The sequence below is a fragment of the Devosia sp. genome (assembly GCF_040509215.1).
Lineage (GTDB): Bacteria > Pseudomonadota > Alphaproteobacteria > Rhizobiales > Devosiaceae > Devosia.
The window spans coordinates 1-3,925 of record NZ_JBEVLL010000359.1 but is presented as its reverse complement, the minus strand read 5'-3'; the positions used below and the strand labels follow the sequence as shown (position 1 = coordinate 3,925).

At 60.1% G+C, this 3,925-nt stretch carries 5 protein-coding genes; 4 read left to right on the top strand and 1 reads right to left on the bottom strand.

The window, feature by feature from the left end; genetic code table 11:
• Positions 1 to 91: 91 nt before the first annotated feature.
• The 3 genes from ABW043_RS20430 (at position 92) to ABW043_RS20420 (ending at position 1,171) form a co-directional block, all read left to right on the top strand.
• Positions 92 to 325 (top strand): BrnA antitoxin family protein, encoded by a 234-nt coding sequence (locus ABW043_RS20430; protein ID WP_353923035.1) that lies wholly within the window; start codon positions 92 to 94, stop codon positions 323 to 325.
• Positions 326 to 432: 107 nt separating this feature from the next.
• On the top strand, positions 433 to 810 hold the full coding sequence (locus ABW043_RS20425; protein ID WP_353923034.1) for a response regulator: 378 nt from the start codon (positions 433 to 435) through the stop codon (positions 808 to 810).
• Positions 811 to 838: 28 nt separating this feature from the next.
• Positions 839 to 1,171, top strand: coding sequence for a YciI family protein (locus tag ABW043_RS20420; protein WP_353923033.1), 333 nt, complete (start codon positions 839 to 841; stop codon positions 1,169 to 1,171).
• 37 nt (positions 1,172 to 1,208) lie between these two features.
• Here the strand turns inward: ABW043_RS20420 and ABW043_RS20415 are convergent, their stop codons facing one another.
• Entirely contained in the window at positions 1,209 to 2,363 is a 1,155-nt protein-coding gene (locus ABW043_RS20415; RefSeq protein WP_353923032.1) for an ROK family transcriptional regulator, read from the bottom strand.
• Between the two features lie 207 nt (positions 2,364 to 2,570).
• Between ABW043_RS20415 and ABW043_RS20410 the strand changes: the two genes are divergently transcribed.
• Positions 2,571 to 3,881: an extracellular solute-binding protein gene (locus tag ABW043_RS20410; RefSeq protein WP_353923031.1), complete on the top strand. Its 1,311-nt coding sequence runs from the start codon at positions 2,571 to 2,573 to the stop codon at positions 3,879 to 3,881.
• The last annotated feature ends 44 nt before the right edge of the window (positions 3,882 to 3,925 follow it).

Below are 3,925 nucleotides of genomic sequence, written 5' to 3'. Positions count from 1 at the left end.
AGATGATGTTGGGGTAAGGCCCCGCGCGCCCGATGCCGGCGCCGCCGAACGCACCATTGCCCGACTTATTGACTAGCCACAGGTGCACAGAATGGCACAACTGCCACGCCGACCAAGAAGTGCCACCGAAAAGGCCGAAGAGGCCTTTCGCGCACTGACCACAAGGACCGACGAACCCAAGGAAACGAAAGCGGCAATTCCGGCCGGCAAGGAATTGATCTCAATTCGCATCGATCGAGATGTGCTGGAGCATTTCCAGGCAGACGGGGCTGGCTGGCAAGAGCGGATCAACGCAGCGCTTCGCGCGGCGGCGGACCTGGAGTAGGCATTCTCTCACGCGGCTATTATCCCTGGGTGAGGCGCGATCAGAAGTCCCGGTCACGTTTTGCTTCGCGGCACGCAACTGGAAACTGCGGTGCTCGTTATGGCGATATGGAAAACCCAGCTATCTTCAAAGCCCGCAGTTTCCTCGTCGTCGACGATGATCCCATCATCCGCGCAGATATAAGCGCCATCGTCCGAGACTGTGGCTTTGAGGCCTGGGAAGCGGCGAATACCACCGAGGCCCTGAGCCTTCTGGGCGCTGCCCCCGAAACCTTCGCGGCTCTTATTACCGACATCCAGATGCCGGGTACGAGAAGCGGCGCTGTGCTCGCCAACCATGCGCGGGCGATGTGGCCGCACATCACCATCATCGTCATTACCGGGGGGCGAATGCCGATGCCGGGGGAACTGCCCTACCAGGCAAGGCTTCTTCCCAAGCCGATATCAGTGCCGCTCCTTGCCACGATGATCCAGGGCGCGGTCTAGTTCACATATCCAAAGGGAGCTACCGCTCATGCCAAAATTCCTGACCATCGGCTATGGCGATCAGGCCGGCTATGATCGGACCCCAAGCGACGTCAGAAACGCAGCTCATGCCAACGACGCAAAGCTTTTGGCGCAAGGCGCCATAATCGGCATCGCCGGCGAACCGGTGCAAGTCCGAAATCCAGAAGCAAAGGGCGTCGAAACGGAGCAGGGGCCATACATGCGAGCGGCCCTACCCGTCGCCGGCTTCGCCATCCTTGAAGCCTCCTCGCTTGAGGAGGCAATCGAGCTAGCCTCCAAATCCCCTTGCGCTGTTGCCCACGGAGTCATCGAGGTGTGGCCATTACAGCTAGCGGAATGAGCGTTCGCGCAATCGCATCGACTCCAAGGTCGCCAAACTAGTAAAACGCCGCCCTGAACGGTGTAACGGCCGCACCCATCGCCGAGGCGTCGGTTGATATCTCCGAGACGATCAGTTTAGGGCCTGGGCGGTTCACACCATAGCGCGGGCGGTCAAAAATGTGCGTCCTGGCGATCAGCATCTGCGCTAGGTCCGAAGGCACCTGACCGCCGAAGACGATGGCTTGCGGGTCGATGACGGCACGGATCGCGTTGATCATGCGGTTATAGGCCGGCGTCACGTCCTCGACCCATTCGGCCACGCCGGGCCAATTGGGATCAAAATACTTTCGCATATAGCTGATCGAGGGGACTTCGACGCCATTATGGTTGAGGCGTTCGATCAGATATTGTAGCGCCGGGCGGCGCTTGGATTCCTCGGCATCGTAAATGCCGGAGAACTCTCCAGCGTTGCCATTGCCCCCGAGCAGTAGTTCGCCATCGCTGATAAGCCCGCCGCCAAAGCCGTAATTGAAGCTGAGATAGGCAAAATGCTTGATGTAACGGCCGACACCGAACATGGATTCGGCGATGGTGCCAGTATTGGCGCCATTGTGGACCCAGACCGGCCGGCCGAAGAATTCGGCCATGAGGGGGCCGAGTTCGATAAGAGACCATTCGTGAAGGGGTAGGGGCGCATTATAGCGCGTGCCTCCTACATGATAGCCGGCAATGGCAAAGCCGATGCCGAAAAAACTGTCCGGTGAGAGAGAATTGGTCCGTTGGAGACCCGCCAGCTCTTCAGCTACGAGGTCGAGAGCCTCGGCCATGCTGGATTCGCGTAAGGGAACGCTGGCTTCGCCGAGAATGCGCCCGGCGAGGTCCATCAGGCAGATGCCGATGACGTCGGTATTGACCGAGATGCCGCAGCTATAGGCGTGCTTGCCGACAAGCCGCAGGGTCGGGCTCGGCTGGCCGCGGCCGACGCCCGGTTTTGGGGCACCCAGTTCGACGATGCCTCGTTCGGCCAGTTGGTCGATGATGCGATAGACCGACTGCTGCGTCAGATCGATGTGCGGCGTGATCTCGGATCGCGACATGCCCGGATTGCGCCAGATCAGCCGCAACAGCGCCCGCTCATTGGGCGAGACGACGCCACCCTCGGCGGCACGGGAAAAACGCGGCGATATCAGCGCTTCGGGCGAATAGGTCATCGATCGTCTCCACCCGCTTTCATTACCAAAAGAGTGTAATATTTCAACGACGAAAGCCCGATTTCATCGCTCGAACTGCGGCGTGTTGAGCGCGTTGCTGGAGGCTTCATTGCCACTGTCATGGATTTGTTACACCTAAAGTGTAGTAATCCGATCGTCGGTCGATCGGGGCTCACCGCGACCGCTTTCATGACAGGCGAGGCAATGATGAAGATGTTCACTCTGGCGGCCACTACGGCTGCCCTGATGGCTGGCGCCGGTTCGGCGCAGGCCACCGATTTCGAATTCTGGTACGGCAATACCGGCAGCGTCGAGACTGCCATTCTCGCCCAGTGCGATGCGTTCAATGCCGCCCAGTCCCAGGACAAGGTCACCTGTGTCGGCCAGGGTAGCTACGAAGTCTCGATGCAGAAGGCGATTGCCGCCTATCGTTCCGGCAATGCTCCGGTGCTGATCCAGTTCTTCGATGCCGGTACGCTCGACCTGATGCTGTCTGATGCCGTCGTTCCGGTGCAGGAAATCCTGCCCGACGTCGATTGGGCCAACTATATCGATGGCGCTCGCGCCTACTACGAAACGTCGGACGGCCGTCTCTTCTCGCAGCCTTACAACGCGTCGACACTGCTGTTCTACACCAACAAGACCCAGCTCGCTGAAGCCGGCATCACCGAGACACCCAAGACCTGGGAAGAGATCAAGGCCGCTGCCGAAAAGCTCAAGGCTGCCGGCCATGCCTGCCCCTTCGTCACCGATGGCGATACCTGGCGCGTCCTGGAGCAGTTCTCGGCCCGCCACGGCCTGCCGATCGCGTCGAACCACAATGGCTATGACGGCCTCGACGCCGAATACGTCCTCAACACCACCTTCGTCGTACAGCACCTGACCAACCTCGTCGAATGGCGCAAGGAAGGTCTCGTCCGTCTCGGCGTCGACACCAAGGCCGGCAAATATGCCGACGCCTTCAATGCTGGCGAATGCGCCATGATGGAAGGTTCGTCCGGTTCCTACGCGGCTTCCTCCAAGGCCTTTGAGGGCAAGTACGAAGTCACCGTCGACATGGCCCCGATGTATGAAGGCTATGAGCGCCACAATACACTGGTCGGCGGCGCTTCCATCTATGTGATGAAGGGTCACGAAGACGCCGAAGTCGCTGCCGCCAAGGCTTTCCTCGGCTTCCTGCGCCAGCCCGAACAGCAGATGATCTTCACCGCAGCCACCGGCTACGTCCCGGTGACCAAGGACGTGCTCGGCGCCATCGAAGCGTCGGGCGAAGCTGATGCCGCCAAATATGCGACCGCTGCCATCGGCATCGAATCCATGAACCAGCCGCGCACCGAAGACAGCCGCGGTGTCCGTCTGGGCTTCTATGTGCAGTTCCGCGAAGTCTTCATGGAAGAAACCCAGAAGGCGTGGAACGGCGAGCAGACCATGCAGGTCGCCCTCGACAACGCCAAGAAGCGTGGTGACGAACTGCTGCGCCGCTTCGAGCAGACCTACCAGGGTGTCAATCTTCCCTGATCCCTGTCAAAAGCCAGCCCGGAGCAGGATTTGCTCCGGGCTGG

Excerpts from the sequence above, each read along its gene's own strand:
- ABW043_RS20430 (WP_353923035.1), top strand. The coding sequence starts at position 92 with ATGGCACAACTGCCACGCCGACCAAGAAGTGCCACCGAAAAGGCCGAA.
- ABW043_RS20425 (WP_353923034.1), top strand. The coding sequence starts at position 433 with ATGGAAAACCCAGCTATCTTCAAAGCCCGCAGTTTCCTCGTCGTCGAC.
- ABW043_RS20420 (WP_353923033.1), top strand. The coding sequence starts at position 839 with ATGCCAAAATTCCTGACCATCGGCTATGGCGATCAGGCCGGCTATGAT.
- ABW043_RS20415 (WP_353923032.1), bottom strand. The coding sequence starts at position 2,363 with ATGACCTATTCGCCCGAAGCGCTGATATCGCCGCGTTTTTCCCGTGCC.
- ABW043_RS20410 (WP_353923031.1), top strand. The coding sequence starts at position 2,571 with ATGAAGATGTTCACTCTGGCGGCCACTACGGCTGCCCTGATGGCTGGC.